The 24,799-nt window shown below is 60.9% G+C and carries 22 protein-coding genes and 1 tRNA gene; 8 read left to right on the forward strand and 15 right to left on the reverse strand.

Annotated features, from left to right (window positions below):
* Positions 1 to 28: 28 nt before the first annotated feature.
* From topA to BMW49_RS09745, 5 genes are all read right to left on the reverse strand, one after another.
* Complete coding sequence (gene topA / locus BMW49_RS09725) at positions 29 to 2,638, reverse strand: type I DNA topoisomerase (RefSeq protein ID WP_069518959.1); 2,610 nt, start codon at positions 2,636 to 2,638, stop codon at positions 29 to 31.
* 364 nt (positions 2,639 to 3,002) lie between these two features.
* Positions 3,003 to 3,239, reverse strand: a complete 237-nt coding sequence (locus BMW49_RS09730; RefSeq protein ID WP_069518957.1) for a DUF1653 domain-containing protein — start codon at positions 3,237 to 3,239, stop codon at positions 3,003 to 3,005.
* 75 nt (positions 3,240 to 3,314) lie between these two features.
* Positions 3,315 to 4,490, reverse strand: coding sequence for an acetyl-CoA C-acyltransferase FadA (gene fadA / locus BMW49_RS09735; RefSeq protein ID WP_069518955.1), 1,176 nt, complete (start codon positions 4,488 to 4,490; stop codon positions 3,315 to 3,317).
* Positions 4,491 to 4,520: 30 nt separating this feature from the next.
* The gene (gene fadB / locus BMW49_RS09740) at positions 4,521 to 6,668 is read right to left on the reverse strand and encodes a fatty acid oxidation complex subunit alpha FadB (RefSeq protein ID WP_069518954.1); all 2,148 of its coding nucleotides are present in this window, start codon (positions 6,666 to 6,668) and stop codon (positions 4,521 to 4,523) included.
* 778 nt (positions 6,669 to 7,446) lie between these two features.
* Positions 7,447 to 7,887, reverse strand: coding sequence for a hypothetical protein (locus BMW49_RS09745; protein ID WP_069518953.1), 441 nt, complete (start codon positions 7,885 to 7,887; stop codon positions 7,447 to 7,449).
* An 88-nt stretch (positions 7,888 to 7,975) separates the two neighbouring features.
* On the opposite strand from BMW49_RS09745, the gene BMW49_RS09750 reads away from it, so the two are divergent.
* Positions 7,976 to 8,416, forward strand: coding sequence for a universal stress protein (locus BMW49_RS09750; RefSeq protein ID WP_069518951.1), 441 nt, complete (start codon positions 7,976 to 7,978; stop codon positions 8,414 to 8,416).
* 22 nt (positions 8,417 to 8,438) lie between these two features.
* On the opposite strand, the gene BMW49_RS09755 is transcribed toward BMW49_RS09750, so the two are convergent.
* Positions 8,439 to 9,128, reverse strand: coding sequence for a DUF6901 family protein (locus BMW49_RS09755; protein WP_069518949.1), 690 nt, complete (start codon positions 9,126 to 9,128; stop codon positions 8,439 to 8,441).
* Between the two features lie 47 nt (positions 9,129 to 9,175).
* Entirely contained in the window at positions 9,176 to 11,098 is a 1,923-nt protein-coding gene (locus BMW49_RS09760; protein ID WP_069518947.1) for an ATP-binding cassette domain-containing protein, read from the reverse strand.
* Between the two features lie 359 nt (positions 11,099 to 11,457).
* On the opposite strand from BMW49_RS09760, the gene BMW49_RS09765 reads away from it, so the two are divergent.
* Positions 11,458 to 13,383: a transglycosylase SLT domain-containing protein gene (locus BMW49_RS09765; RefSeq protein ID WP_069518945.1), complete on the forward strand. Its 1,926-nt coding sequence runs from the start codon at positions 11,458 to 11,460 to the stop codon at positions 13,381 to 13,383.
* 194 nt (positions 13,384 to 13,577) lie between these two features.
* Here the strand turns inward: BMW49_RS09765 and BMW49_RS09770 are convergent, their stop codons facing one another.
* On the reverse strand, positions 13,578 to 14,384 hold the full coding sequence (locus BMW49_RS09770; RefSeq protein ID WP_069518943.1) for an MOSC domain-containing protein: 807 nt from the start codon (positions 14,382 to 14,384) through the stop codon (positions 13,578 to 13,580).
* On the opposite strand from BMW49_RS09770, the gene BMW49_RS09775 reads away from it, so the two are divergent.
* Positions 14,383 to 14,883: a DUF1499 domain-containing protein gene (locus tag BMW49_RS09775; RefSeq protein WP_083251736.1), complete on the forward strand. Its 501-nt coding sequence runs from the start codon at positions 14,383 to 14,385 to the stop codon at positions 14,881 to 14,883. The two genes, BMW49_RS09770 and BMW49_RS09775, sit on opposite strands and share 2 nt — an antisense overlap.
* Here the strand turns inward: BMW49_RS09775 and BMW49_RS09780 are convergent.
* Together BMW49_RS09780 and yegS are read right to left on the reverse strand one after the other, a co-directional pair.
* Positions 14,871 to 15,803 (reverse strand): chemotaxis protein CheV, encoded by a 933-nt coding sequence (locus tag BMW49_RS09780; protein WP_069518941.1) that lies wholly within the window; start codon positions 15,801 to 15,803, stop codon positions 14,871 to 14,873. The genes BMW49_RS09775 and BMW49_RS09780 overlap by 13 nt on opposite strands.
* A gap of 88 nt (positions 15,804 to 15,891) precedes the next feature.
* A complete protein-coding gene (gene yegS, locus BMW49_RS09785) occupies positions 15,892 to 16,821 on the reverse strand; it encodes a lipid kinase YegS (RefSeq protein ID WP_069518939.1) in 930 nt (309 codons plus the stop codon).
* 228 nt (positions 16,822 to 17,049) lie between these two features.
* Here yegS and BMW49_RS09790 point away from each other — a divergent pair, with 228 nt between their 5' ends.
* The gene (locus BMW49_RS09790; RefSeq protein WP_069518937.1) at positions 17,050 to 17,748 is read left to right on the forward strand and encodes a pirin family protein; all 699 of its coding nucleotides are present in this window, start codon (positions 17,050 to 17,052) and stop codon (positions 17,746 to 17,748) included.
* A 31-nt stretch (positions 17,749 to 17,779) separates the two neighbouring features.
* On the opposite strand, the gene BMW49_RS09795 is transcribed toward BMW49_RS09790, so the two are convergent.
* Both BMW49_RS09795 and moaB read right to left on the reverse strand, forming a co-directional pair.
* On the reverse strand, positions 17,780 to 18,994 hold the full coding sequence (locus BMW49_RS09795; protein WP_069518935.1) for a molybdopterin molybdotransferase MoeA: 1,215 nt from the start codon (positions 18,992 to 18,994) through the stop codon (positions 17,780 to 17,782).
* Positions 18,991 to 19,530: a molybdenum cofactor biosynthesis protein B gene (gene moaB / locus BMW49_RS09800; protein ID WP_069518933.1), complete on the reverse strand. Its 540-nt coding sequence runs from the start codon at positions 19,528 to 19,530 to the stop codon at positions 18,991 to 18,993. Before moaB ends, BMW49_RS09795 begins: the two co-directional genes overlap by 4 nt.
* 68 nt (positions 19,531 to 19,598) lie before the next feature.
* Here moaB and mobA point away from each other — a divergent pair, with 68 nt between their 5' ends.
* The 3 genes from mobA to BMW49_RS09815 all read left to right on the forward strand — a co-directional run bounded on the left by mobA (position 19,599) and on the right by BMW49_RS09815 (position 20,762).
* The gene (gene mobA, locus BMW49_RS09805) at positions 19,599 to 20,195 is read left to right on the forward strand and encodes a molybdenum cofactor guanylyltransferase MobA (RefSeq protein WP_069518932.1); all 597 of its coding nucleotides are present in this window, start codon (positions 19,599 to 19,601) and stop codon (positions 20,193 to 20,195) included.
* A 66-nt stretch (positions 20,196 to 20,261) separates the two neighbouring features.
* The gene (locus tag BMW49_RS09810; RefSeq protein WP_069518930.1) at positions 20,262 to 20,483 is read left to right on the forward strand and encodes a YgdI/YgdR family lipoprotein; all 222 of its coding nucleotides are present in this window, start codon (positions 20,262 to 20,264) and stop codon (positions 20,481 to 20,483) included.
* Positions 20,484 to 20,685: 202 nt separating this feature from the next.
* Positions 20,686 to 20,762 (forward strand) — tRNA-Pro (locus BMW49_RS09815).
* A 77-nt stretch (positions 20,763 to 20,839) separates the two neighbouring features.
* On the opposite strand, the gene BMW49_RS09820 is transcribed toward BMW49_RS09815, so the two are convergent.
* The 3 genes from BMW49_RS09820 to BMW49_RS09830 form a co-directional block, all read right to left on the reverse strand.
* The gene (locus BMW49_RS09820; protein WP_069518928.1) at positions 20,840 to 21,724 is read right to left on the reverse strand and encodes a chemotaxis protein CheV; all 885 of its coding nucleotides are present in this window, start codon (positions 21,722 to 21,724) and stop codon (positions 20,840 to 20,842) included.
* 83 nt (positions 21,725 to 21,807) lie between these two features.
* On the reverse strand, positions 21,808 to 22,053 hold the full coding sequence (locus BMW49_RS09825; RefSeq protein WP_069518925.1) for a glutaredoxin family protein: 246 nt from the start codon (positions 22,051 to 22,053) through the stop codon (positions 21,808 to 21,810).
* A gap of 40 nt (positions 22,054 to 22,093) precedes the next feature.
* Positions 22,094 to 23,239 (reverse strand): DUF5610 domain-containing protein, encoded by a 1,146-nt coding sequence (locus BMW49_RS09830; protein ID WP_069518923.1) that lies wholly within the window; start codon positions 23,237 to 23,239, stop codon positions 22,094 to 22,096.
* Between the two features lie 249 nt (positions 23,240 to 23,488).
* Here BMW49_RS09830 and BMW49_RS09835 point away from each other — a divergent pair, with 249 nt between their 5' ends.
* On the forward strand, positions 23,489 to 24,787 hold the full coding sequence (locus BMW49_RS09835; protein ID WP_069518921.1) for an OprD family porin: 1,299 nt from the start codon (positions 23,489 to 23,491) through the stop codon (positions 24,785 to 24,787).
* The last annotated feature ends 12 nt before the right edge of the window (positions 24,788 to 24,799 follow it).

The following is a 24,799-nucleotide window of genomic DNA, read 5'->3' on the forward strand; positions in this document are numbered from 1 at the left end:
CACCCTTATCTGTGCACGTTCGCAGGTATCAACGCTTGTCTTCGACCTTCCACTTGCCGCCGTCGAAGAACGCCTTCCAGCCGGTGGGCTTACCGTCCACCTCTGTCTGCACGTATTGCTCCTTGGTCTTGCGGCTGTAGCGGATCACAGCCGGCAAGCCGTCCGGATCTTTCTGCGGCGCATCGATCAGAAAGTGATACTTCGGATCGATCTCTGCCTTGTGCGGCACCAACTCAAGCACCAACGGCGCGCGGGTTTCGCGATTTTTCGGGAACTGACTGGCCGCCAGAAACAGGCCTGAGGCACCATCGCGCAGAATGTAGGTGTCGTTTACCTTCTCGCACTTGAGCTCAGGCATCTTCACCGGGTCCATCTTCGGCGGCGCCGCTTCGCCGCTCTTGAGCAGCTTGCGGGTGTTCTTGCATTCGCTGTTAGTGCAGCCAAAGAACTTGCCGAAGCGGCCTGTTTTGAGCTGCATCTGGCTACCGCACTTGTCGCACTCAAGGCTTGGGCCTTCATAACCCTTGATGCGGTACTGACCGTGCTCGACCTCGTAGCCGGTGCAGTCCGGGTTATTGCCACAAATGTGCAGCTTGCGGGTTTCATCAAGCAGGTAAGCGTCCATGGCGGTCGCGCAGATCGGGCAGCGGTGTTTGCCCAGCAGTACGCGCGACTCGGACTCACCCTCGTCATCGGCGGCAATTTCGTCACCGGGCACCAGATTAAGGGTCGACTTGCAGCGCTCCTTAGGCGGCAGCGCATAGCCCGAGCAACCGAGGAACACCCCGGTCGAGGCGGTACGGATCATCATGTGACGGCCACACTCGCGGCAGGCAATGTCCGTCGGGGTCGGCAGATTGGCGCGCATGCCGGAATCGGACGCTTCAGCGACTTCGAGCTTCTTCTTGAAGTCACCGTAGAAATCGTCGAGCACATGTTTCCACTGACGCTCGCCTTGAGCGACGTCATCAAGGTGCTCTTCCATACCGGCGGTGAAGCCGTAGTCCATAAGGTTGGAGAAGCTCTCGCCCAGACGCTCGGTGACGATGTCACCCATCTTCTCGGAGTAGAAACGACGGTTATGCAGGGCCACGTACCCGCGGTCCTGAATGGTGCCAATGATCGCGGCATAGGTCGACGGGCGGCCGATGCCGCGTTTCTCCATCTCCTTGACCAGGCTGGCTTCGGAGTAGCGTGCCGGTGGCTTGGTGAAGTGCTGGCTGGGGTCGAGCTTGATCAGTTTGAGTACATCGCCCTGGCTCATGTCGGGCAACACATCGTCTTCGCCACTCTTGCTCAGCTGCGGCAACACGCGGGTATAACCGTCAAACTTGAGAATACGGCCCTTGGCGCGCAGCTCGAATTGCGCTGCTGTCACCGTCACGGTGGTCGACAGGTACTCGGCCGGCGGCATCTGGCAAGCGACGAACTGGCGCCAGATCAATTCATACAGGCGCTCGGCATCGCGCTCCATGCCGGACAGCTGAGTCGGCTTGAGGTTGACGTCGGAGGGACGAATCGCTTCGTGCGCCTCTTGCGCGCCTTCCTTGCTGCTGTAAGCAATCGGGTTGGCCGGCAGGTACTTCTTGCCGAACTCGCCTTCAATAAAGTCACGCACCATGCTCACGGCATCAGCCGAAAGATTGGTCGAGTCGGTACGCATATAAGTGATATAGCCGGCTTCATACAGACGCTGGGCCATCATCATGGTCTTCTTCACACCAAAGCCCAGGCGGTTGCTTGCAGCCTGCTGCAGGGTGGAGGTGATGAACGGCGCCGACGGCTTGCTGCTGGTCGGCTTGTCTTCGCGCTTGGCGATGCTGTACGCCGACGCCTTGAGCGTGTCGAGCGCCGCCATGGCCTGGGCTTCATTCAGCGGCTTGAAGGCAGCGCCGTTCTCGCGGGCCACTTCAAAACGCACATTGGCACCTTTGGCGGTGCCCAGGTCGGCATGCACTTCCCAGTATTCTTCCGGGACGAACGCACGAATTTCCTTCTCGCGCTCGACCACCAATTTCACCGCGACCGACTGCACACGACCGGCCGACAGACCACGGGCGATTTTCGCCCACAGCAGCGGCGAGACCATATAACCCACGACGCGGTCGAGGAAGCGCCGCGCCTGCTGGGCATTGACGCGGTTGATATCCAGCTCACCCGGTTTGGAAAACGCTTCCTGAATCGCCTTCTTGGTGATTTCGTTGAACACCACACGCTTGTAGCGACTGTCGTCACCACCGATGGACTCGCGCAGGTGCCAGGCAATGGCTTCCCCCTCGCGGTCCAAGTCGGTTGCGAGATAGATGGTGTCAGCTTCCTTGGCCAGGCGCCGCAGCTCCTCGACCACTTTCTCCTTGCCGGGGAGGATTTCGTACTGCGCTTTCCAGCCGTGCTCGGGGTCGACCCCCATGCGCGCGAACAGTTGGCGCTTGGCCTTTTCCTTGGGCGACAGGGCCGGCACTTCACCGGCCGCTGCCTTGCCGCGCTTGACCGGCTCCTTATTGGCACTCGCCGAGCCGCTGGTGGGCAGGTCACGGATGTGGCCGATGCTCGACTTCACCACGTACTCGTTGCCCAAGTACTTGTTGATGGTCTTGGCCTTGGCCGGGGATTCCACGATGACCAGCGATTTGCCCATGGATTGGAAAATTCCTGAATTCGATAAATGAAAGGCAAAAGTGCCCAGGGTCTATTCATGTTGTCGCGCCGCGTTCACGCAAGCGCCAGTGCTGACCGATGAAACCGACAGGCTGCATGTCCTGCTTGAGCCTCACCACGGTGCGCGCTGCAAACGCTGCGCAACCCGCTGGGGCGCGACCACTCGATGATCATTACGCAGAACGGTACGGCTCTGGGGCACTGCCCCTGCCCTGCTCACGTCCTTGCGTACGCCTCGTTGGCCACTGCCATGACCGCAAGTGACCGTAACCGGCCATTCGCGGCCCCGCTATATATAGTGGTGGTCAAGCCCAGGTCAAGGGCGAGCACACAGTGCGATGCGCTCACGGTACTTGAAAAAGTGCGTCTTCGGCCTTGATCAAAGCAAAGCGCGGAACCGTCTCGCCGTCCACCACGACCTGCTCACAGAACATCTGCAGCGGGCGCACCCACAGGCCAAACTCACCGTACAGCGCCTGGTAAACCACCACCTGCTCCTCGTTCTCGGAGTGACGGGCCACGCCCAGCACACGGTACTCGGGGCCTTTGTAGTGACGGTAGAGACCGGGTTGCAGCGACATAAACAGCCATCCTTATTCAATCAGCCTGAAAACAAAAACCGGGGCACTGGGCCCCGGTTTTGCGTCAACCAGCGCTTAGATGCGCTCGAAGACCGTGGTGATGCCTTGGCCAAGGCCCACACACATGGTGGACACGCCCAAAGTACCACCGTTCTGTTTCATCACGTTCAGCAGGGTACCGGAGATACGGGCACCGGAACAACCGAAGGGGTGACCCAGGGCAATCGCGCCGCCGTGCAGGTTGACCTTCTCGTTCATCTTGTCGAGCACTTTCAGGTCCTTCAGCACAGGCAATGCCTGGGCCGCGAAGGCTTCGTTGAGCTCGAAGAAATCGATGTCGTTGATGGTCAGACCAGCACGCTTGAGGGCTTTCTGCGTCGAGGGTACCGGGCCGTAACCCATGATCGCAGGATCCACACCGGCCACGGCCATGGCGCGAACCACGGCCATTGGCTGAATGCCCAGATCCTGAGCACGCTGGGCGCTCATGACAATCATGCAGGAGGCGCCGTCAGTGATCTGCGAGGAGGTACCCGCAGTCACGGTGCCGCCTTTCGGGTTGAACGCCGGCTTCAGCGCCGCCAGGCTTTCCAGAGTGGTTTCCGGACGAATGGTTTCGTCATAATCGAAGACTTTCAGGAAGCCGTTCTCATCAAAGCCTTGCATCGGGATGATTTCATCCTTGAACTTGCCTTCGACGGTGGCCTTGTGCGCCAGACGGTGCGAACGCTCACCGAAGGCATCCTGCTGCTCACGGCTGATACCGTGCATCTTGCCAAGCATTTCAGCAGTCAAGCCCATCATGCCCGAGGCTTTGGCGGCGTACAGCGACAGGTGCGGGTTCGGGTCGACGCCGTGCATCATGCCGACGTGGCCCATGTGCTCCACACCGCCGACGACGAAGACATCACCGTTACCGGTCTGGATCGCCTGCACGGCAGTGTGCAGGGCGCTCATGGACGAACCGCACAGGCGGCTGACGGTCTGGCCAGCACTGGTGTGCGGGATCTGGGTCATCAGCGAGGCCATGCGCGCGATGTTCCAGCCCTGCTCCAGGGTCTGGTTGACGCAGCCCCAGATCACGTCTTCGACTTCGGCCGGATCGACCTTGACGTTGCGCTCCAGCAGCTTGCTGATCAGGTGCGCGGACATGGTCTCGGCACGGGTGTTGCGGTGCATGCCGCCCTTGGAACGACCCATCGGGGTACGGCCGAAGTCGACGATCACTGCATCTCTAGGATTCAGGCTCATAAATTCACTCTCGCTCTAGTCTGTGCGCGATTAACCGAAAAACTTCTGGCCGTTGGCGGCCATTTCGCGAAGCTTGGCAGTCGGGGTGTACAGCGCGCCCAGTTCGGCGTACTTGTCGGCCAGGGCCACAAATTCGGCAACCCCGATGCTGTCGATGTAGCGCAGCGCACCCCCGCGGAAGGGCGGGAAGCCGATGCCGTAGATCAGGCCCATATCGGCCTCGGCTGCGGTGTCGACGATGCCGTCTTCCAGGCAACGTACGGTTTCCATGCACAGTGGGATCATCATGAAGTTGATGATGTCTTCATCGCTCACTTCACGCTGCTCGGTAACGATCGACTTGAGCAGCTCATACGCCTGCGGATCAATGACCTTTTTCGGCTTGCCGCGCTTGTCAGTTTCGTAGGCATAGAAGCCCTTGCCGTTTTTCTGGCCCAGGCGATCGGCTTCATACATCACGTCAACCGCGGTACGGCCTTCAACGGCCATGCGATCAGGGAAGCCTTCAGCCATCACGTCACGGCCGTGGTGACCGGTGTCGATACCGACCACGTCGGACAGGTACGCCGGGCCCATCGGCCAGCCGAACTTCTCCATGACCTTGTCGATACGCACGAAGTCCACACCGAAACCCAGCAGTTTGGAGAAGCCACCGAAATACGGGAACAGCACACGGTTAACCAGGAAGCCCGGGCAGTCATTGACCACAACCGGGGTCTTGCCCATTTTCTTGGCGTAGGCCACGGTGGTGGCCACAGCCACTTCGCTGGACTTCTCGCCACGGATCACTTCCACCAGCGGCATCATATGCACCGGGTTGAAGAAGTGCATGCCGACGAAGTTCTCCGGACGCTTGAGGGCTTTGGCCAACAGGCTGATGGAAATGGTCGAGGTGTTGGAAGCCAGGATCGCATCGTCCTTGACCGCCGCTTCAACTTCGGCCAGCACGGCCTGCTTGACCTTGGGGTTTTCGACCACGGCTTCGACGACGATGTCGACGTTGCCGAAATCACCGTAGGACATAGTCGGACGAATGGCGTTAAGCGCTTCGGCCATCTTCGCCGGGGTCATGCGGCCTTTTTCGACGCGCTTGCCGAGCAGCTTGGAAGCCTCGTTCAAGCCCATCTGGATACCCTCTTCACGGATATCCTTCATCAGGATCGGCGTACCTTTGGAGGCCGACTGATAGGCAATACCACCCCCCATGATGCCGGCGCCGAGTACGGCGGCCAGATTCACGTCTTTGGCGATGGCGTCGTGGTGCTTGGCTTTCTTTTTCAGTTCCTGATCATTGAGGAACAGACCGATCAGGCTCTCGGCAACCGAGGTCTTGGCCAGTTTGACGAAGCCAGCCGCTTCGACTTCCAGCGCCTTGTCGCGACCGAAGTTCGCAGCCTTCTGGATGGTCTTGATCGCCTCGACCGGCGCCGGGTAGTTCGGACCGGCCTGGCCAGCCACGAAACCCTTGGCAGTCTCAAAGCACATCATCTGTTCGATAGCATTGAGCTTGAGCTTTTCCAGCTTGGGCTGACGCTTGGCCTTGTGATCCAGCTCGCCAGCAATGGCACGCTTGATCAGGTCCAGCGCGGCGGCCTGCAGCTTGTCGGCCGCAACCACTGCATCCACAGCGCCCATCTTCAGGGCGTCTTCGGCACGGTTTTCCTTGCCGGAGGCAATCCACTCGACCGCGTTGTCGACACCGATTACCCGTGGCAGACGCACGGTGCCGCCAAAACCTGGGTAGATGCCCAGTTTGACTTCCGGCAGGCCCACCTTGGCGGTGTCAGCCATGACGCGGTAGTCAGCGGCCAGGCACATTTCGAAACCGCCACCCAGGGCGATACCGTTGATGGCCACGACGGTCGGCACGGCCAGGTCTTCGAAATCGCTGAAGATCTTGTTGGCTTCGAGGTTACCCGCCACCAGTTGCTCATCCGGCAACTTGAAGTTCTCGACGAACTCGGTGATGTCTGCACCGACGATAAATACGTCTTTGCCGCTGGTGACAATCACGCCCTTGATCGAACCATCGGCCTTGATTGCATCCACAGACTGGCGCAGTTCATTGAGGGTAAGACGGTTGAATTTGTTGACGGACTCACCCTTGAGGTCGAAATTCAATTCGACGATGCCACTCTCAAGAGCCTTAACCGTGATGGCTTTACCTTCGTAAATCATCAACTGATCTCCACGGTATGGAAGCTAAACAGTACACATCGGAGCCAACCAGCAGGCCACTCAACGACACCGTTGTCGAGAATAGCCCCTATCAGCCTGGCACACCCACCGACGCGATATGCGGGACGATGCGAGCGTGGCTCACCGGCCAAACGCTCAATTCATACGCCCGTTTGATTTGGGTGAGCACACCTTCACGGAAAAGCCGCGAATTGTCAATTGCTCGCCAGCAGTGCAGCGCGCCGAGTATTCTGCCGACCATGCACCGTCTCGGCGCCTGCAAGGACTTAAGAGGAAGACAGCGGTAGGGGCTGACAGATTCAGCCGCATGTCGCCGAGCCCGACTACCGGGCAGACGTAGTCGCCCCACTTGGCGCGGTCCTAGGGGGCCCTACAGGGAAGTTGAACTGCAAATGAAGCCGCGCAGTGCAGAAAGGCAGGCCGTTCTGTATCGAAAGCACGCGGCTCGGCTACAATGCCAGTGCTGACGCTTTACAAATCAGCACCTGTTTCCACAGCCTCTCGAAAGGTTGCACGCTGTTTCCACACACGGCCTGCACACAACCTGAAAGAGGGTGCCCGCTTTCCGGCCTGCCTGGCCGTCTCCGCCCGGTGCTTGCGCCGGGTTTTTATTTGGCGATGTCGCGTTCAAGTACTGGGCTTAACGGTGAAGCCGTAGGGTGCGCCGTGCGCACCGGCGCAGGCTGCAGACCCTTGGTGCGCGCGGCGCACCCTACACGGTGACTCGCAACACTCAATTGGGGCATAGCCTTTTATTTCAGGCCTGGGCCTGGAGAAAGGCGTCGACGCGTTGCAACGCTTCCAGCCCATTGCGCTCGCCCCAGCACACCGCCACCGTATTGGCCGTGGCTTCTGCCTTGTAGGCATCCTCCGGCAAGGCGGCCAACTGCTCGGCCAGGCGCGCATCCGTGCAGGGCTCACGCCAGCGATCAACCCACTGCCCTGGGCGCATTTGCCAGAAACACCAAGCCTCTTGCGCCTCGCCCCGCCGCCGCTCGCGCAGGTACTGGGCGCACATCGACGGGGCCGGCTGTTCCAGCCAGAATGGCCACTCCTGCCGCGACAGCTGCATGGCCAGCCCCAAACGCCGCGCCTCCACACGGACACTTGAGCGACCGCGCTGGTGACGTGAGGGCACTAACCAAGACAATGGACTGATCACCACGCCAACGAGTAATAATACAAGCCATAGATTCATCGCGTTCGCTCATCATCGAATGCCTCTGCGACAGCAGGCTTAAAGGTTTTACTTAACGCCCATTGCTCAGCCCCAGAAGGAGCGCACCATGCCCTACCAACATATTCTGGTTGCAGTCGACCTCACCGAGGAATGCGACCCAGTGATGCACCGCGCACATGCCCTGGCCACCAGCAGCAACGCCAAACTGTCGGTCGTGCACATCGTCGAACCCATGGCCATGGCCTTCGGTGGTGATGTGCCGATGGACCTGTCGATGCTGCAACAGCAGCAGTTCGAGCAGGCCCGTGAGCGGCTCGACGCTTTCGCCATCAAGTACCCCTACCTGACCGCCGAACAGCGCCACCTTGCTTACGGCCAGCCGCGCCAGGAAATTCACCGCCTGGCCGGTGAGCAGCGTTGTGACTTGATTATCGTCGGCAGCCACGGGCGTCACGGCCTGGCTCTGCTACTGGGCTCCACGGCCAACGACGTGCTGCACGGCGCACCCTGCGACGTATTGGCCGTCCGCCTGCGCAAACCGGAATAAGCGATCAGCGACGACAGCCGGTTCAAGCCTGGCTGTCGTCGCCCGCGCTCATCACCAGGGGACGGACCTTCTGCAGCTGGGTCTCCAGCGAATAGGTCATGCTCGATGCCATGGAGAAGAAGGTCAGAAACGCCTTCAGATTGGAATCGCCCTCGCAGGTGGCGTGGATGCGCTGCCAGAACGCCTGGTTGACCAGTTGCAATTGCTCGAACATGCGCACCAACCCCTTGAGCTCCCAATCGGCATGCCGCCCTTCGCGGGCATTGAAATACTGGCGCGCCAGATAAAGGGAGAACGCCCGCAGGATAAACTCCTGATTGGTAGCAAATGGCAGATGCTGCTGCGCCATGGGCTTGAGCGTGCGCAGCACCGGACAGCCACTGGTGGCCATGATCACCCCCAGCAGCGCACGCAGCCCTTCTTCCAGCCCGACTTGCTTGGTGTATTCACGCTCTGGCGTACGCACCCGTACCCAGGCGCGCTTGAACGCAGGCAAACCGCGGAAATCTTCAATCACCCGATGCAGGTCAACCGCCGCCGGGCAATGACTATGGTCAGCCTGACTGAGCGGGCAGTTACTGCACTGCTGATAAGCCAGACGCGTCCAGGCTGGCGCAGCCTGTGCTACTTCAGCGTCATAGACGCGGTCGAGTTGGATGCGATAGTCGAAAGCGTGCTCATCATCCAGGGTGATGCGGTAATCGATAGCCATGCTCGTTCTGCCCGACCTCGTTGATGCGCGTGCAGCACGCGCCGCTATTAGCCTTCCAGCTCTGCCCAGCGCTCAACCAACTGATCGAGCTGAGCCTGCTGCGCGTCGAGCTCAGCCAACACCGCAGCACTTTGCTCGGCCGCCTGTTGGTAGAAGGATGGCTCGGCAATCTGTGTCTGCAAGCGGGCGATCGACTGTTCAAGCGCATCGATCTGCCCAGGCATGGCTTCCAGCTCGCGCTGCAGCTTGTAACTGAGTTTCTTCTTCGCCGGCGCAACAGCTGCGGGCTCGGCCGCGACTGCGACGGTAGGCGCCTCAACCACAGCCGACGCCAGCTCAGGCTTGCCTGCCTTGCTCTCGCCAACACCCAGCAGGCGAGGTGAACCGCCCTGGCGCAGCCAATCCTGATAACCGCCGACGTACTCGCGCACCCGACCCTCACCCTCAAAGACCAAGGTGCTGGTGACCACGTTATCGAGGAAGGCCCGGTCGTGGCTGACCATCAGCACGGTGCCCTGGAAGGTGAGCAACACTTCTTCGAGCAGCTCGAGGGTCTCCACATCCAGGTCGTTGGTTGGTTCGTCCAGCACCAGCAGGTTGGCCGGCTTGCTGAACAACTTGGCCAACAGCAAGCGCGCACGCTCACCACCCGACAATGCCTTGACCGGCGTGCGCGCACGCTGCGGGCTGAACAGGAAGTCGCCGAGGTAGCTCAGCACATGACGGTTCTGCCCATCGATCTCGATAAAGTCGCGACCTTCGGCAACGTTGTCGATCACGGTCTTTTCCAGATCGAGTTGATGGCGCAACTGGTCGAAATACGCCACATCAATGCGCGTCCCTTCGGCCACTTTACCGCTGCTGGGTTGCAAGCCGCCGAGCATCAACTTGAGCAAGGTGGTTTTACCGGTGCCGTTGGCGCCAAGCAGACCGATGCGGTCGCCGCGCTGCAGCACCATGGAGAAATCCTTGACCAGGAACGGACCGCCCGGATGAGCAAAGCTGACGTTCTCCAGGACCATAACCTGCTTGCCGGATTTCTCTGCGGTGTCCAGCTGAATATTCGCCTTGCCGGTGCGCTCCCGGCGTTCGCTACGCTCCACGCGCAGGGCCTTGAGAGCACGCACACGGCCTTCGTTACGGGTGCGGCGCGCCTTGATGCCCTGACGAATCCACACTTCTTCCTGGGCCAGCTTCTTGTCGAACAGGGCGTTGGCAGTTTCCTCGGCAGCCAGGGTGGCTTCCTTGTGCACCAGGAAACTGGCGTAATCGCCGTTCCAGTCGATCAAGCCGCCGCGATCCAGTTCGAGAATGCGTGTGGCCAGGTTCTGCAAAAAGGAGCGGTCGTGGGTGATAAACAGCACGGCGCCCTGGAAGTCGACCAACGCTTCTTCCAACCAGGCGATAGCGCCGATATCCAGGTGGTTGGTCGGTTCGTCGAGCAGCAGCAAATCCGGCTCGGAGACCAGCGCCTGGGCCAGCAGCACGCGGCGACGCCAGCCACCGGACAATTCTGCAAGGGTCTTGTCGGCCGGTAACTGCAGACGGCTCAGGGTGCTGTCGACCAGTTGCTGCAGGCGCCAGCCATCCCGGGCCTCGAGGTCCTGCTGAACGTGCATCAGTTTGTTGAGGTCGTCTTCGGTGACGCAGTTCTGCGCCAGGTGATGATACTGGGCGAGCAGCTCGCCCACGCCATCGAGCCCCTGGGCGACGACGTCGAACACCGTACGCTCGTCGGCCACCGGCAGTTCCTGGGGCAATTCGCCGATTTTCAGCCCCGGCGCGCGCCAGACCGAACCGTCATCGGGGTTCTGGTCACCCTTGACCAGCTTGAGCATGCTCGACTTGCCGGTGCCGTTGCGCCCGATGATGCACACCCGCTCACCCCGGGCGATCTGCCAGGACACCTTGTCCAGCAGCGGCATGGCGCCGTAGGCCAGGGAAACTTCGGTGAACTTGAGCAGGGTCATGATACGCCTCGACGGTACGGCAGCGGCTGGCCAGGCCTGTAACCGACAAGGACCGGGCACGGCAGGCGCTGCGAAAAACGGTTCTGCCAACGCACGTACGCGGCAAAAAACTGGGCGCGCATTCTAACCGACTTGAGGCCATCGATTGCGGCAATTTTCAAGCGGCCTGAGCCGTCGATCACGGTTGCAAGAACATCCACACGCCTACCCTCGCGCTGTGCAAGCCGATAGCCGCGGCAACAAACCCTAACACCCATGAACCGCGCTACGGGTTCCACCCGCCGCCTGCAAAGGGCTAAGCTAGAGATCTGAAGCGCCTGTGTTTTATCGGCGCGCCATTCGTTCAAAATGGAAGTGTCATGCGCGGTCGTCTGCTCAGCCTGTTGTCCTGTTTACTCTTTACTGCCACGGCAGCATCCGCCCAGGCTGCCAGTCTGACCCAGCAACGTCAGTATTACGATGAAGCCAAGGCCGCCCTGGCCAAAGGCGACAAAGGCCCTTACCTACGCTATGCCGATGCTCTGCGCGACTACCCGCTAACGCCGCACCTGGCCTACGACGAGCTCACCGCTCGTCTGAAATGGGCCAGCAATGAAGAAATCGAAACCTTCCTTGCCCAGCACGGCGACCTGCCCCAAGCCAACTGGATGAAACTGCGCTGGCTGCGCTGGCTGGCCGAACGCGGCGACTGGCAAACCTTCGCCCGCTACTACGATCCAAGCCTCAATTTCACCGAACTCGACTGCCTCAACGGCCAGTACCTGCTGGGCCACGGCAAGACCGCCGAAGGTTTTGCCGCCGCCGAGAAACTCTGGCTGGTGGGTAAATCCCAGCCCGACGCCTGCGACCGTCTGTTCGATCAGTGGGCGGCGCAAGGGCAGTTGACTGAGACGCGCCGCTGGCAGCGCATCAAGCTGGCGGCGGAAGCACGCAATTATGGCTTGGCCACCCACTTGGCCAAGGGCCTCAGCAGCCTGGGGCCGCGTGCCAGCCTGCTGATCGAAGTAGCCCAGAAGCCAGCGTTGCTGAACCAGACCGCTCGCTTTACCCCGGCCGATGAGGCCATGGCCGATGTTGTCAGCCTGGGGCTGCGTCGTCTGGCCCGCCAGGATCCGGAAAAAGCCCTTAGTCTGCTCGATAACTACGCCACGCGCATGCGCTTCTCCAGCGAGGAGCAGGTTGCCATTGCCCGAGAAGTCGGCCTCACCCTGGCACGTCGCTTCGACGAACGCGCCCTGCCGATCATGGCCAAGTACGACCCTCAACTGCGTGACAACACGGTCAGCGAATGGCGTGCACGTTTGCTGTTGCGCCTGGGCCGCTGGGACGAGGTTTATCAGTTGACCCAGCGCATGCCTGCCGAGTTGGGGCAGACCAACCGCTGGCGCTACTGGCAGGCACGCAGCCTGCAACTGGCGCAGCCAGGCAATAACGCAGCACAGGCGCTTTACCGCGACCTGTCGCTGGAGCGCGATTTCTACGGCTTTATGGCCGCCGATCAGGTCAAGGCGCCCTACTCCCTGAAAAACCAGCCCTTGGCCCTGTCCCCCAAGATTATCCAACGCGTGCGCAACGCGCCGGGCATTCGCCGGGCGATGGAGTTTCACGATCGTGGTCAGGTGGTCGACGCACGGCGCGAGTGGTATCACGCGAGCCGGCATTTCGACCGCGACGAGCTGGTCGCCCAGGCGCGCCTGGCCTATGACATGCAGTGGTACTTCCCGGCTATCCGCACCATCAGCCAGGCCAAATACTGGGACGACCTGGAAGTCCGCTTCCCCATGGCCTACCGCGAGCCGCTGACCAGCGAAGCGAAGAAACGCGGCCTGACCTCAAGCTGGGTCTTTGCCATCACCCGCCAGGAAAGCGCGTTTATGGCCGACGCCCGCTCGCATGTCGGCGCCACTGGACTTATGCAACTGATGCCGGCGACCGCCAAGGAAACCGCCAAGCGCTTCGACATCCCCTTCAGCAACCCGAACAACACCCTGCTGCCGAGCGTCAATATCCAGCTCGGCACAGCCTACCTCAGCCAGATTTATGGCCAGTTCAATGGCAATCGGGTTCTCGCTTCAGCCGCCTACAACGCAGGCCCAGGCCGAGTGCGCCAGTGGCTGCGTGGCGCCGACCACCTGCCCTATGACGTCTGGGTGGAAAATATCCCGTTCGACGAGACCCGCCAATACGTGCAGAACGTGCTGTCCTACGCGGTGATCTACGGCGATAAGCTGAATACGCCGCAGCCGCTGATTGGTTGGCACGAGCGCTATTTCGACGGTCAGTAAACCGATGCCCAGCTGCGTAGGAGCGAATTTATTTGCGATTGTGCCGCGAGTTAAGCGAATAAAGGCTGGGCGCGCCCTTCGGTCCTACAGGTATGCAACAGCCAGTTGGGAGATAGTGTCGAAACACCGGGCTGTTGCCGCCTCGTCATACGTGCGTTGCCGAGAACCAAACGTCAACAGCCCCAGTAGAGCGCTCAGGCCAGCACCTCAACCGACGCCCCAAGTTGCAGTTCACCCTCTCCGCAGGCGATGAGGTTCTGCCCGAAATACACCTGACCTTCCCGCTCCCGGTAACCTTTGAGGGTCGCCAGGGGCTCACGAGCGGGATGGCGCTCACCCGTACCAGGGTCGAGTGTGGTGATGATGCAACGCGAGCAAGGCTTGACCACTCGAAACTCCAGGGTGCCGATGCGAATACGCTGCCAGCCGTCTTCCGCATAGGCGTCGGCACCGCTGATCAGCAGGTTGGGACGAAAGCGTTCAACCGGCAAAATCTGGCCGACGCGTGTCGACAAATCGTCCAGCGAGCCCTGGTTCAGCAGGAGCAACGGAAAACCATCGCTAAAAGCCACACGCTCACCGACCTCGGCGTAACCCGTATCCACCTGTACCCCTTCATCAGTGGGCATATACACCAGGCGACAGGGGCGCTCCAGCCACTGGCTTAACCAGGCTGCGGCAGCCTCCCCGGCATCGGGCACGCGCAAGCTCTCGCGCCAGATAATCACCCCAGTACGCGGTGCCTGCTCGTCAGGTCGGGCAACCCGTAGCTCAGGCATACCGGGCGCCTGCAGGCACAGGTGCTGCGCATCAACCCAGAGCGCCGACAGCTGAGTCATTTGCGGCAGCAGACGCTGAGTGATGAAGCGCCCATTCTGCGCATCGACTACCATCCAGCGACGATCACCGACGATACCCAGCGCATCGAGCCGCGCACTGGCCAGCGCTTCGCCGCGAGCGGACTTCAGTGGATAGCGATACAACCCGGAGAGATGCAGCATGTCCCAACCTTCTTGTTGGCAAAACGTCGTTATACGGGCCCGTTCGCGTGCTCACAAGCCTGCCACTCTGATTGCCGCCACCCTGCTCCTGAGTGCCTGCAGCGGCAGCCCACCCGAACACCTGGGCGTACACAATGGTCGCCTGGCCGCTTGCCCCCCATCGCCCAACTGCGTCAGCAGCCAGGCCGAAACACCCGCACAGCAGATCGCTCCACTGGCGTTGCATGGCACATCCGAACAGACCCAGGCACGGTTGCGTGAAATAGTCCAGCAAACGCCTCGGGCTCGCCTGATCGCAGACGAGCCAGGCTACCTGCGTGCCGAGTACAGCAGCCGCCTGATGCGCTTCGTCGATGATGTGGAATTGCTGATCGGCGCGGATGCCGTGCAGGTGCGCTCGGCATCACGCTTGGGATATTCGGACCTAGGCGTCAACCGGGAACGAATCGAGGCGCTGCGCCAGACACTGGCGCAGCAGGCAGAGGCTTACTCGGAGTAGTCCAGGCGCAGGCGCTCACGGACCATGTCGACCAGCTTGTCGGGCTGAAACTTGGACAGGAAATTATCGCAGCCGACCTTTTTCACCATGGCTTCGTTGAAGCTACCGGAGAGAGATGTATGCAGTACCACGTAGAGGTCTTTGAGGCGTGAGTCCTGGCGAATTTCCGTGGTCAGGCGATAGCCGTCCATTTCCGGCATTTCCGCATCGGTGATGACCATCAGCAGCTTGTCGGTCATCACTTCACCACTGTCAGCCCAGCTTTTCAGCTGGTTCAACGCCTTGAGCCCGTCAGTGGCCACATGCAGTTTCAGGCCCAACTGGGAGAGGGTGTCGCGCAACTGCATCAGCGCCACACTGGAGTCGTCGACCAACAGCACTTCACGGCCCTTGGCATGTTCGAGCAGCGGGTCAGCCAGGCGATCCCCGGAAATCTTCACGTTGTAGGGCACGATTTCGGCGAGCACCTTCTCCACATCGATGATTTCCACCAATTGATCTTCGACCTTGGTGATCGCCGTCAGGTAGTGCTGGCGACCCGCGCCACCAGGCGGTGGCAGGATCGACTCCCAGTTGAGGTTGAGAATACGGTCCACCCCACCCACCAGAAACGCCTGGATCGAACGGTTGTACTCAGTGACGATGATGGTACTGCGCTCATCCGGAACGATCGGGCGCATGCCAATGGCCTGGGACAGATCGATGACCGGCAAGGTCTGCCCACGCAGGTTGACCACGCCGCAGACGAAACGATGGCGATGCGGCATTAGCGTGAGCTTGGGCATCTGCAGGACTTCCTGCACCTTGAACACGTTGATTGCGAACAACTGCCGCCCCGCCAGACGAAACATCAGGATTTCCAGGCGGTTCTCACCCACCAGCTGGGTGCGTTGGTCAACTGAGTCGAGAATACCGGCCATGGGGGGCTCCAAAAAGGGATAGATCTAGCTACGCCACGGGTTATCGGCCGTTCACAGCGTTACTGAAGTGCCATCATGCCTCAGGCGCTCACGCGTCACCAGTGAGGCCGAATCCGGATGCGTTAGCTTCTAGTAAAGGCGATTCTGAGGGTAGATGCACGCGCAGCGCTGCAGGATGGCAAGTAAAACGCATTGTCCGCGCCTGCATAGGTTCACCGTCGAGGTTAAGGTCCAGCCCTTCCGGGGCTTCGACCTCCAGCCACGGCAGGCGCGCACTGATGGCCACGCTGTCGACGCCATTGATCCCGCCCGAGACCAAGGTGCCGAGCGTACCCACCACATCGGCAGCGGCCGGGATGATGCAGATATCGAGCAAGCCATCATTAACCGCCGCATGAGGACAAAGCACATGCCCTCCGCCCGCCTGACGCCCATTGCCAATACCCAGGGCAAGCACCTCACCCTCCCAGTGGAAGTCCGGGCCGTTGAATCGGGCAAAGGACGATTTGACCTCGGCGAAACGCGTCAGGCCAGTTAGCAGGTAGGCAGCGCCGCCCAGCACACGCTTGAGGTCTTCCGACGTATTGGCGGTCACGCTCGAGCCAAAGCCGCCAGTGGCCATATTGAGAAAGACCTGGCCGGCAATTTCACCCAGATCAATTGCCTGGGCCGGCTGGTCGAGCAGTGCCAACGCCTCCATTGGCTCCAGAGCAATGCCGGCGGCACGGGCGAAATCGTTGGCAGTCCCTAGCGGCAGCAGTGCCAGGCTGGTGTCGCTTTCGCTGCGCACCAGGGCTTCAGCCACCTCACGCAAGGTGCCATCCCCACCCCCGGCGATCACCAAGGGATAACCATCGCGCACCGCCTCGTTGACCAGGCGGGCGGCATCTCCTCCTTCCCAGGTCAGCCGTACAGCCAGCTCCCAGCCGTCCTTGCGGCGCGCCATAACCGCTGCGCGCACCGCCTCATTGAGGGCCTGTTTACCATGCAGAATCAATAATGCCTTGCGCTCGTGCATCGCCACTCCCCTGCCAGCCAATGAACCCTTAGAGTCCGATTCAGGTCGATGACCTCCTATGCAGACAACGCCAGAGGGCAATTGTCACAGCAAGTCGCCCACCTGAAACATCTACCAAGTAGATATATAAGGCGGAATATTTACCATTTTTATCAATTAAAAATTGATGGATTATGCCTACCATCACGACCGATCACTTCAACGGTCACTCACAACGAGACTACTACCATGATTGATATTCGTCCCTTCGAGGCCCTTGGCGGTGCTCACCATGGCTGGCTGAACGCACGCCATCACTTCTCCTTTGCCGAGTACCACGACGCATCCCGCATGAACTGGGGGCGACTGCGGGTATGGAATGACGACGAGATCGCCCCGCATTCGGGCTTTGCGCCGCACCCGCACCGCGACATGGAAATCATCACCTATGTTCGCAAAGGCGCCATCACCCATGAGGACAACCTGGGCAACCGCGGCCGTACCGAGGCGGGTGACGTGCAGGTCATGAGCGCAGGCACTGGCATCGCTCACAGCGAGTACAACCTGGAAGATGAAACCACGCAGATATTCCAGATATGGATTCAGCCCAACCAGGCCGGCCTGCCGCCTTCCTGGGGGGCCAAACCCTTTCCCAAAGGCGAGCGTGCCGGTGCATTCGTCACCCTGGCCAGTGGCTTCGAGGAAGACAGCGATGCCCTGCGCATCCGCACCGACGCACGCCTGGTAGCCGCTACGGTGAAGGCCGGCCAGAGCGCCGAATACGCCCTGCAGCCAGGTCGCAAGGCTTATCTGGTGGGTGCCAGCGGGCGTTTCTCGGTCAACGGGGTAGCGGCCAACGCCCGAGATGGCGTGGCCATTGCCGATGAAGCGCTGATCCGCGTCGAGGCGTTAGAAGACAGCGAGATCGTACTGGTGGATGTGGCCTAAACATGCACCGCCTGCCTACGGGCCGGGCCGGCTAACCCAGCAGTTCGCTAAGCGGGATAAAACGCAACCGCTCGCCGGGTTCGAGCGTCGTCCCCTCGCGCACCTCTGCCAGTCCTTCGGCCCAGGCGGCGCTACGCAGCACACCGGAACTCTGATTGGCATAGGGCACCACCTGCCCGCCTTCGAGCCGCGCGCGCAGGTATTCGCGACGCTGCCCGGCCTTGCTCCAGGTGAAACCAGCTGGCAGCTCGACCCCTAGGGGTTCGACACGCTGCACACCCATGCGGCGCAGCAGATAAGGCCGCGCCAGCAGGCCAAAGGTCACCAGGGTAGACGCGGGATTGCCCGGCAAGCCGATTACCGGCACACCGCGAAACTGGCCAAAGGTCAGCGGTTTACCCGGCTTGATCGCCAACTTCCAGAGCATCAGCTCGCCGGCCTCGCGCAGCGCCACACCGAGAAAGTCGGCTTCACCGACCGACACACCGCCAGTGGAGAGGATCAGGTCGACATCGTTGAGTGCCGCCAGAGCCGCGCGGGTCTTGGCCAGGTCGTCGGCGAGAATACCGCCATCCACCACCTCGCACCCCAGACGCTGCAGCCAGGCGATCAACAGGCGCCGATTACTGTTGTAGATCTGCCCCGCAGCCAGAGGCTCGCCCGGTTCGACCAACTCGTCACCGGTCGACAGCACAGCCACCCGCACCCGGCGACAGACCTCAAGCTGAGCCTGGCCAAGGGAAGCCGCCAGACCCAGCTCGATAGGCCCGAGGCGGGTGCCAGCTGGCAGTACGCAGTCGCCAACACGGGTTTCCTGACCTTGCGGGCGAACATTCTGTCCTGCGCGCAGAGGCGCGGCAAAACACACCCGGCCATCCGCCTCGAGTGTGACGTTCTCCTGCATCTCTACCGTATCGGCCCCTGCCGGCAGGGGCGCACCGGTGAAGATTCGCGCACAGGTGCCTGGCTGCAACGCAGGCGGTGCTTCGCCGGCCTGGATGCGCTGGCTGACTGGCAGCGGCGTACCCTGCCAATCGGTCAGGCACAGGGCGTAACCATCCATGGCACTGTTGGGCCATGGCGGCAGGTCGAGCGGGGCGATCAACGGCTGCGCCAGCACGCGGCCGTCGGCCTGCGCCAGGATGACTGTTTCACGCCCCTGAACCGGCGTGGCATCGGCCCGTTCAAGCAAGCGCCGCAACGCCTCCTCGACCGGCATCAAGCTGGATTGGCCGGCAGCGCTCATCCACGGCTCTCGCAGGCATCGGCCTGTTTCAGGTGGGCGACGAAGTTGCAGGGACGATGGCGGGCATCCAACTGGTCGGCCAGGATGCCGTCCCAGCCAGTGCGACAGGCGTTGGTCGAACCCGGCAGGCAGCACACCAGGGTGCCGTTGGACAGCCCCGCCAGGGCGCGCGACTGGATGGTCGAGGTACCGATATCAGCCACGGAAATCTGCCGGAACAGCTCGCCAAAACCATCAACTTGTTTGTCCAGCAAGCAGGCAACAGCTTCCGGCGTACTGTCGCGCCCGGTAAAGCCCGTGCCCCCGGTGACCAGCACCACCTGCACCTGCTCGTCGGCGATCCAGGTCGCGACTTGAGCACGAATGCGGTACAGGTCATCCTTGAGCAGCACCCGCGCCGCCAGACGATGCCCAGCGGCCTGCAGTCGATCAACAAACAGCTGCCCGGAGGTATCGGTCGCTTCGGTACGGGTGTCGCTGACGGTCAGAACGGCGATATTGAGCGGCACGAATACCGCCTCGGCCTTGTGATTCATGGCAGGTTTCCAGTTGTCGTTCACGATGCCCGCTGTTATATCACAGGCCCCGCTCACGAGGCCTCGCCATGCCCGCATATCCCGCTTATCCAAACCTCTCGGTCCTGCTCCTGGCCGGCGGCCGTGGCCAGCGCATGGCCGGCCAGGACAAGGGCTTGCTGCCCTGGCGCGGCAAGCCGCTGATCGCCTGGATAGCCGAGCAGGTCAGGCCACTGACGGATGACCTGCTGATTTCCTGCAATCGCAACCAGGCACAGTACGCTGCCCACGCCGACCGACTGGTCGCAGACCCGAGTCCAGATTACCTGGGGCCGCTGGCAGGCATATTGACGGGCCTGCGGGCTGCCCGCCATGAACAGCTGTTGATCCTGCCCTGCGATGCACCGTGCATAGACCGGGACCTGCTCAATGACCTGCTCGCCCTGGCAGGCGACAACCCGGTGATGGTGCGCCAAGGGGATTTCTGGGAGCCGTTGTTCAGCATCGTACCGCGCGTATTACTGGAAGATCTGGAGCGAGCCTGGCTGGAAGGTGTGCGCAGCCCACAACGTTGGTTGCAACCTCTAAACCCCCATGCACTGATCTGCGCAGCAGGAGATCGACGTCTGGCCAACTTCAATACGCCAGACTGGCTTGAAGAGGAAAACGGGCAATCTAGCGGCTAACATTCGGGAACTTGCAGAAGATATGCACGTCTGAGCAGGTAACCCTGTCAACCAAGGAGAATTGTCATGACTCAACGAATTATCCCGGCATGCCTGCTGGCACTCGGCCTGGCCACACTGGTCGGCTGTGCATCACCCACCGTCATCACCCTCAACGACGGCCGTGAAATCCAGGCTGTCGACACCCCTGATTATGACGACGAGTCCGGCTTCTACGAGTTCGAGCAACTCGACGGCAAGCGCTCCAAGGTCAACAAAGATCAGGTACGGACAGTCAAAGAGTTGTAATCGGCGCAGGGCCCCCACTCCTGCGCTGGGCCGGGCGGCAGAGGCGAAGCGGCTGTATAGCCACTAACGTCAGCGTCGCCTGGCCACCCTTGATAAGCGGCTTAGCTATAAATTCAGCCTCTATCCAGGCGGTCCCAGAGGGTAAAAAATTTTGGCCTAACCCCTTGTACAGCAAAAGTTTTTCAGTACAATCTCGACCCATCGGAGTGTAGCGCAGCTTGGTAGCGCGTCTCGTTCGGGACGAGAAGGTCGCAGGTTCGAATCCTGTCTCTCCGACCAATCCCTAGAAAGCCCGCCTGTGTGCGGGCTTTCGCGTTTCTACCCTTTGGCAAGCCCAAATGGCTGAGCTCAACGGCTCAGCCCAGGGTTTCGAAAGCCCTGACCATTGCACGACTGAGGTCGCTACTGGAGAACTTGGTGAGCATGTCATTGGCGCCTACCGCCCGCGCGCGCTCGGTATTCATGGTGCTGTCGAGCGAGGTGTGCAGAAGCACGTAGGTACTGCCGATATCCGCCTCGCGGCGCAAGGTCTGTACCAGGCTGTAGCCGTCCATCTCCGGCATCTCGATATCCGATACCAGCACCTCGATCGGCTCGCCCTCCTTGTAGTGGGCGTGCAGCATTGCCAGCGCGCCGGCAGCGCTGCGCACCGTCTGACAATCGAGTTCCAAGCGTTTCAGGGTATTGAGGCTCAACTGCAGCGCAACCTGAGAGTCGTCCACGACCAATACCCGGCGCCCGCGCAACAGGTCCCGTTCAGCGGGCGTAAGAATCTGCTCATCGGCCTCAGCCACCAGCGGCGGCGCCAGATCGTGAAGCACCCGCTCGATGTCGAGGATCTGCACGATGCGTCCATCGATCTGTGTTACCCCGGTAATGAAAGCGCCGCTGCCCGTAGCGGCCGGGGGGCGTTTCACATCCCGCGCCGAGCACTGCACGATACGTTCAACCTGATGCACATGCAGGCCCTGGCGCGAGCGACTCAGCTCGGTGACGATCAGGCAGCCATCACGAGTGTCACTGCCGCCCACCTCACCGATGGCACGCGCCAGGTCAATCACGGTCATGGCCGCGCCACGCAGCGAAGCAACACCGCGCACATGGGGATGGTGGCTGGGCAACCGGGTCAGCGTGGGACAGGGAATAATCTCGTTGACCTTGAGCAGATTGATACCCAGCAGGCGCCCGCTGTGCAGACGAAACAACAGCAACGACAGATTGTCTTCAAGGCCAGAACTCATTGCGCCATCTCCTTTGCTGCATCGACGACTTTGATAACCAGCTATCAAGCGTACCAGCATGGGCGTGCGGGTTCGACGTTGAATCAGCCCTGATGGCTGAGAAACTCCACGATCTGCGCCGCATCGAACGGCCAGTCCAGCTCGGCACCGGTATCGCAGCGTTTTAACACAGGGATGCGCACGCCATACTGCTCGACCCAGTCGGCCTGCTCGGCGATATCAACCAGCTCGACCAGCAAACCGTGCTCAACAAACGGCATCAGCAGCGCCTCGGCCACCTCACACAGGTGACATCCCAGGGTACCGAACAGCTGACATTCCGGACGCATGGGCGCCTCCTTACTCATTCGGCGCGCAGTTTACATCGACTCAGGATGCCGGTTGTGCACCCGGATTGGTTGCATCCACCACCGACTGCAGACCGTCGAGCAGTCGGCTGTTAAGACGCTCGGCCTTGTCCAGGCGCCCTGCATCGAAGCGCTCATCCAGCGAGAAACCGCCGCGCAACAGATCAAGCAGGCTGCTAGGCGCTTCCTCGACCAGCGAATTGGCCGTGCGCAACGAATCGAGCAGGCCTTGCGCGTAGTCGGCCAGGGTACGATTGACGGCATCCGCAGCCTGCCCACCCTGCCCCGCTACGCTGCTGTAGGCATCCGTGGCCTGACGAACGCTGGTCTGGGTCAGGCGCAGCGACATCGACGCCAACTGCTCACCATCCAGGTCCAGCGCCAGCGCTCGGTCAAATGCGCCACTGAGATCCCCCGAGTAAAAACGCGTCGACAGGTCCTGCACCTGATTGAAGAGCTTTTCCAGCGAAGCGCGCTCTTCATCATCCAGTTCCCCTTCGACCTCGACCTGCCAGGCGCCGATACGAATACTGCCCGAGCTCTGGCTGGCAACCGCTTGCATGGCATTTTCATCGCCGCTGGCATCAACACGACTCTGCGACCAGTCGGCCGATGCCTGGGCAATGGACACGCGCAAACGGTCACCGTCGCGGGTGGTGACATTCAGCTCGAAGGTTTCGGCCTGGGCTGCGAAACGCTCGCGGTTAGCCGACAGCGAAACACCACCGCTGGACGGCACCTCTGGCGTCGCACCAGCAAAACGCTCATCCAGGCTGGCCAGGCCAGTCTGGATACGCTGATAGGTGTCATCGACATCCGTCGCCACCTGCCCATTGAGCGCACCGATACCATCGAGAATCTTGCGCGCCTCGGCGAAGCCCTTTTCCACGCCCTCACGAGCCTGGCCCATCAATGCCTTGAGCCGTTCCGGGTCGGCACCGCCCGCTTCTTCAGCCTCGAGGCGCTGGCCGATAAAATCGAGAATACGCCCAGCGACTTTTTCCGGGGTGTACTCATCTCGACTGCCCTGTAGCGCACCAGGCTCCATACCCAAGCGCTCAGCCAGGCGATTGGCCAGTGTTGTTTGCGCATCATTGCTGCGTGCTGTCGCCTGGGCCAACGCCGCCGTGCGGGATGGGGATGACAGCAAGGGAGTCAGGTTATTCATGGCAGGGCACTCGAAAGTGGAGGTTCACGAGGTTGACGGCCGCGTTCAGGAGAAGTTTAGCCCTCGCCGCCGACAGCGCGACCAACGGTCAAAAGCCGCATCACTCGGCCAATACGGCCCCGTAGGTCGGCCAGCCACTGAAAAATACTAAAGTCTAAAAGCCGGGTCGCCACCCGCATGCTTTAGTTCATGGTGCCGTAACCGGCCGGTCACATCCGGCCTGACTATAAAAACGTGGAGACAACAATAATGAGCAAGACTCCCCTCGCCCAGGCTGTGGCACTTGCCACTCTGGGAGCCAGCCTCACCCTACCGACACTGGGCTACGCCGCTTTCCTGGAAGACAGCAAGGCCAGTCTCGAAGCCCGTAACTTCTATTTCAACCGCGATTTCCGCGAGAGCACCGAGCCACGCCGCGATGAGCCGTCCAAGTCCGAAGAATGGGCGCAAGGCTTTATTCTGCGCGCCGAGTCGGGCTACACCGAAGGCACTGTAGGCTTCGGTCTGGATGCCATTGGCATGCTCGGCTTCAAGCTGGACTCCGGTGGCGGCACTGCCGGCAGCGGCCTGCTGACGCCTGATAATTCGGGTGGCTCGCAGGACTATTCGTCCGACTTGGCCGTTGCAGCCAAGGCGAAAATCTCCAAGAGCGTGCTGAAAGTCGGCAGCATGCAGTTCAAGAATATGGCCATCGGCTCCAGCGACAGCCGCCTGACCCCGCAAGTGTTCCAGGCTGGCCAGATCGTCTCCCAGGAAATCGACGGCCTGACCCTGGATGTGGCACGCGTCCGTGAAGTCAATAACCGGGACTCCGGCGACTATCAAGATATCTCTATCGCCAATAGCTTCAACAGCGGAACTGGCGCTGTAGGTACTCGCGGTATTCGCCTGAGTGGCGGTGCAACCACCGACAAGTTCACCTATGCCGGGGGTACTTACAAGCTGACGCCAGAACTGACGGGCGCCTACTACTACTCCGAGCTGGACGAGCTGTACAAGCAGAACTCGTTCAACCTGGTGCATGTGCTGCCGCTGGCTGACAAGCAGACCCTGAAGACCGATGTGCGTTATGCGCGCTCCACCGATGACGGTCGCAGCAACGTTGATAACAAAGCGTTCGGCGCCATGGTGACCTACGGCCTGTTCGGCCACAGCTTCGGCCTGGGTTACCAGAAAATGAGCGGCGACACCGGCTTCGCCTATATCAACGGTACCGACCCGTTCCTGGTCAACTATGTGCAGATCGGTGACTTTGCCAACAAGGACGAGAAATCCTGGCAGGCACGTTACGACTTCAACTTCGCCTCGGTCGGCATTCCTGGCCTGACCTTCATGACCCGTTACCTGACCGGTGACAATATCGACCGTGGTGCTGCGGTTTCTGAGGGTAAGGAATGGGAACGCAACATGGATATCACTTACGTGGTTCAGGAAGGTACCTTCAAGAACCTCGGTCTCAAGTGGCGCAACGCGACCATGCGTAACAACTTCAGCCGCGACATCGACGAAAACCGTCTGATCGTCAGCTACACCCTGCCGCTGCTGTAAGCCCCCGATCAC

It is taken from the genome of Pseudomonas cuatrocienegasensis, from assembly GCF_900110925.1.
Lineage (GTDB): Bacteria > Pseudomonadota > Gammaproteobacteria > Pseudomonadales > Pseudomonadaceae > Aquipseudomonas > Aquipseudomonas cuatrocienegasensis.

Excerpts from the sequence above, each read along its gene's own strand:
- fadA (WP_069518955.1), bottom strand. The coding sequence starts at position 4,490 with ATGAGCCTGAATCCTAGAGATGCAGTGATCGTCGACTTCGGCCGTACC.
- BMW49_RS09770 (WP_069518943.1), bottom strand. The coding sequence starts at position 14,384 with ATGCTGCATCTCTCCGGGTTGTATCGCTATCCACTGAAGTCCGCTCGC.
- BMW49_RS09760 (WP_069518947.1), bottom strand. The coding sequence starts at position 11,098 with ATGACCCTGCTCAAGTTCACCGAAGTTTCCCTGGCCTACGGCGCCATG.
- BMW49_RS09750 (WP_069518951.1), top strand. The coding sequence starts at position 7,976 with ATGCCCTACCAACATATTCTGGTTGCAGTCGACCTCACCGAGGAATGC.
- BMW49_RS09830 (WP_069518923.1), bottom strand. The coding sequence starts at position 23,239 with ATGAATAACCTGACTCCCTTGCTGTCATCCCCATCCCGCACGGCGGCG.
- BMW49_RS09825 (WP_069518925.1), bottom strand. The coding sequence starts at position 22,053 with ATGCGTCCGGAATGTCAGCTGTTCGGTACCCTGGGATGTCACCTGTGT.
- BMW49_RS09730 (WP_069518957.1), bottom strand. The coding sequence starts at position 3,239 with ATGTCGCTGCAACCCGGTCTCTACCGTCACTACAAAGGCCCCGAGTAC.
- BMW49_RS09790 (WP_069518937.1), top strand. The coding sequence starts at position 17,050 with ATGATTGATATTCGTCCCTTCGAGGCCCTTGGCGGTGCTCACCATGGC.
- BMW49_RS09780 (WP_069518941.1), bottom strand. The coding sequence starts at position 15,803 with ATGGCCGGTATTCTCGACTCAGTTGACCAACGCACCCAGCTGGTGGGT.
- BMW49_RS09745 (WP_069518953.1), bottom strand. The coding sequence starts at position 7,887 with ATGAATCTATGGCTTGTATTATTACTCGTTGGCGTGGTGATCAGTCCA.
- BMW49_RS09755 (WP_069518949.1), bottom strand. The coding sequence starts at position 9,128 with ATGGCTATCGATTACCGCATCACCCTGGATGATGAGCACGCTTTCGAC.
- topA (WP_069518959.1), bottom strand. The coding sequence starts at position 2,638 with ATGGGCAAATCGCTGGTCATCGTGGAATCCCCGGCCAAGGCCAAGACC.
- BMW49_RS09810 (WP_069518930.1), top strand. The coding sequence starts at position 20,262 with ATGACTCAACGAATTATCCCGGCATGCCTGCTGGCACTCGGCCTGGCC.
- mobA (WP_069518932.1), top strand. The coding sequence starts at position 19,599 with ATGCCCGCATATCCCGCTTATCCAAACCTCTCGGTCCTGCTCCTGGCC.
- BMW49_RS09820 (WP_069518928.1), bottom strand. The coding sequence starts at position 21,724 with ATGAGTTCTGGCCTTGAAGACAATCTGTCGTTGCTGTTGTTTCGTCTG.
- BMW49_RS09775 (WP_083251736.1), top strand. The coding sequence starts at position 14,383 with ATGTCCCAACCTTCTTGTTGGCAAAACGTCGTTATACGGGCCCGTTCG.
- yegS (WP_069518939.1), bottom strand. The coding sequence starts at position 16,821 with ATGCACGAGCGCAAGGCATTATTGATTCTGCATGGTAAACAGGCCCTC.
- BMW49_RS09835 (WP_069518921.1), top strand. The coding sequence starts at position 23,489 with ATGAGCAAGACTCCCCTCGCCCAGGCTGTGGCACTTGCCACTCTGGGA.
- BMW49_RS09795 (WP_069518935.1), bottom strand. The coding sequence starts at position 18,994 with ATGAGCGCTGCCGGCCAATCCAGCTTGATGCCGGTCGAGGAGGCGTTG.
- fadB (WP_069518954.1), bottom strand. The coding sequence starts at position 6,668 with ATGATTTACGAAGGTAAAGCCATCACGGTTAAGGCTCTTGAGAGTGGC.
- moaB (WP_069518933.1), bottom strand. The coding sequence starts at position 19,530 with ATGAATCACAAGGCCGAGGCGGTATTCGTGCCGCTCAATATCGCCGTT.
- BMW49_RS09765 (WP_069518945.1), top strand. The coding sequence starts at position 11,458 with ATGCGCGGTCGTCTGCTCAGCCTGTTGTCCTGTTTACTCTTTACTGCC.